We start from the raw sequence: 3,108 nt of genomic DNA, 5'->3' as shown, positions 1-3,108 counted from the left end.
AACCGCCCCGAAACCCTTGCGGCGATAGAACTGTTCAGGAACAGACAAGTCGTCAGAGGGAGAAAAAGCAATGACCGGAAATACCGGAAGGTTCAGGGGTGTCGCAGTTCCGTTCGCCGTGGGGCTGAGCGCGTTCGCGCTGCTGACGAGCGCCTGCGGCTCGTCCGGAGACGACAAGCCCAAGTCCGTGGCGGTGGCGCCCGGCGGGAGCGCCGCGCCCTCGCAGAGCGGCAACGGCGGCGAGAAGATGCCGAGCGATAAGGAGATCTACGCCGGCCTCCTCAAATACTCCCAGTGCATGCGGTCGCACGGGGTCAGCAATTTCCCCGACCCGGTACCCGGCAAGGGCCTCCAGGTGAATGGCAATGCCGTCGGGGCCAACTCCGCGACCACCAAGGCCGCCGAAAAGGCGTGCCAGTCGCTGATGCCCGCCGGCGGAAGCGGCGACAACCCCGCGCAGGACCGGGCCAGGGCGCTGAAGCACTCGAAGTGCATGCGCGACCACGGCGTGACCAGGTTCCCGGACCCCAACCCCAACGGCGGGGCCGCCCTCGACGGCGACAAGATCGGCATGGCGCCGGACCACCCGGTCTACCAGGCGGCGGAGAAGGCCTGCCAGAAGTACGCCGGCGGCGACACCCACGGAAGCTCCGCCGGCTGACCGGCGTCGACGCATCGACGGCCCGGCCGGGCTCCCGTACCGACCCCCGTACCGGGCCCGCTTCTCCACCGGCCCGCTCCCCGTACGGAGGTTCTGCGTGTCCACGTCGCACGGTCCGTTACCGACGACGAAGGAAGATCGTTCCGACGCTCCCGCGCCCCCCGCCGGAGCCGCGCCGAGGCCGCGCCGCCGCTGGGAGGTGTGGCGCTCGCCGGACGGGCAGCCGCCCTGGGCCCGTCCGGCGCTGCTGGCCGTCGCGGCGGTCGCCGGCCTGCTGTTCTCCTGGAATCTGCACGATGCCGGGTACGCCCCGCTGTACTCCGTGGTCGCCAAGAGCATGTCGATGAGTTGGAAGGCGTTCCTCTTCGGCGCCGTCGACCCGGCCGCCACGTCCACGGTCGACAAGCTGGCCGGGTCCTTCGTGTTCCAGGCCCTGTCCGTCCGGATCTTCGGGTTCCACGAGTGGTCGCTCGCGCTGCCGCAGGCGATCGAGGGCGTCATCACGGTCCTGGTCATGTACCGGGTGGTACGCCGCTGGCAGGGCCCGGCGGCGGGGCTGCTCGCCGCCGGCCTGCTCGGGCTGACGCCGATCGTGACGTCGATGTTCGGCCATTCCATGGAGGACGGGGCGCTGACGATGTTCCTCGTGCTGGCCGCCGACTGCTACCAGCGGGCGGTCAACGAGGCGCGCCCGCGTTCCCTGGTGCTGGCCGGCGTCTGGATCGGCCTCGGGTTCCAGTGCAAGATGCTGCAGGCGTGGATGGTCGTCCCGGCGCTGGCCCTGGGGTACCTGCTGGTGGCCGACGTCGCCCTGCGCCGCCGGATCCGGCACCTGCTGATCGCGGGGGCCGCCCTGATCGTCGTGTCGGCGTCCTGGACCATGCTCTTCGTGCTGACGCCGGCCGCGGACCGTCCCTACGTCGACGGCACCACCAACGACAAAGCGCTGTCGATGGTGTTCGGCTACAACGGCCTGGACCGCCTCGGGATCATGGTGCCGGGGACGCTCCGCGGCGCCGGATCCCAGGACGGCGGCAACGGCCCGGCGACCCAGAGCAAGGGCACCGACCCGAACGCACCCGGTGCCCCGAGCGGCCAGGACGGTGGTACGAGCCAGGGCGGAGGGCCCGGCAACGAGGACACCGGCGGCCCGGGAACCCATGAAGGCGGGGGACCCGGCGGCAAGGACGATCGGGGCCCGGGCACCACGAGCGGAACGGCCGACAGCGGACCCGACACCGCACCCGGCACAGGACCGGACGGCGCCGCCCCCCGGGCCGGGACGTCGGAGAGCTCGGGAGGCTGGACCAAGCTCCTGAGGCCCGACATCGCCACGCAGACCGGCTGGCTGTATCCCGCGGCGCTCCTGTCGCTGGGCCTCGGCCTGGTGTGGCACCGCCGGGCCGGCCGCACCGACCGGACCCGTGGCGGGTACCTGATGTGGGGCACGTGGTTCGCGCTATCCGCGCTCGTCTTCTCCAAGATCGATGTGTCCCACAAGGCCTACCTCGCGACCCTGAGCGTCTCGATCGCGGCCCTGGCCGCGGCGGGAATCGTCGCGATCTGCCGCGCCCACCGCGCGGGCGGCAGGCGTGCCTGGGCCCTTCCGGTGCTGGTGGCCGCCGAACTGGCGTGGACGATCCACCTCTCCAGGGACTACCCGAGCTTCCTGCCGTGGCTGGTCCCGCTCGTCTCGGCGGTCGGCGGGGCGGCGCTGGTGGTCCTGGTGGTGGCCCTCGTCAAGCCCTGGGCGCGCCCCCGCATGGTCACGGCCGCGCTGGTCGCCGGAGTCGGCGCGGTCCTGCTCACGCCCACCGTCTGGGCCGCCTCCGTACTCGACTCCCGCTACGCGGGCGACTCCTTCGAAGCCGGCGCCGGACCGGGCAACCACCGCGAGCCGGGTTCGCACTACGAACTGACCGGCCACCAGCGCGCGCTGCTCCGCTACACCCGAGCCCACGCCAGGGGCGCCGACCACCTCTTCGCCACGACGTCCTTCGACACGGCCAGCACCTTCATCGCCGGTGCCGGCGCGAAGGTGCTGCCGATCGGCGGCTTCCGCGGCTCCGTACCCGCACCGACGCTGTCACGGATCAAGGAGCTGGTGGCCGACGGCGACCTGCGCTTCATCCTCGTCGGCGGCTCGGCCGACATCGGCTACTCCGGTACGCCCATCACCCCGACCGTCAACGACGTCATCCAGTGGACGCGCTCCGCCTGCACCCCGGTGCCCGAATCGTCCTATGCGGGCGCGGGCGCCGCCCAGCCCAACCCCCAGGAGCTCCTGTACGACTGCGGCAACTCCTGACGAACGAACGCCGAGGCCCCGCGGTGGGGCCTCGGCGTTCTCTTGTCTTCTCGAGCATGTCTCGAAGTGGCCTCAAGTACCGCGCGAGCGCGCTACCTGCCCGGTGAGGCGAAGCCGAAGGCGAGCCTCACCGGGCAGA

Annotated in this window: 2 protein-coding genes; both read left to right on the top strand. The window is 71.7% G+C overall.

The annotated features are described in order from the left end of the window. The first annotated feature begins 118 nt into the window (after window positions 1–118). Window positions 119–661 (top strand): hypothetical protein, encoded by a 543-nt coding sequence (locus ACZ466_RS10720; RefSeq protein WP_464043334.1) that lies wholly within the window; start codon window positions 119–121, stop codon window positions 659–661. A gap of 97 nt (window positions 662–758) precedes the next feature. Continuing rightward, window positions 759–2,969 (top strand): ArnT family glycosyltransferase, encoded by a 2,211-nt coding sequence (locus ACZ466_RS10715; protein ID WP_378291879.1) that lies wholly within the window; start codon window positions 759–761, stop codon window positions 2,967–2,969. The last annotated feature ends 139 nt before the right edge of the window (window positions 2,970–3,108 follow it).

This window comes from Actinomadura rugatobispora (assembly GCF_055379765.1).
This window is presented reverse-complemented; position numbering and strand designations above follow the sequence as displayed.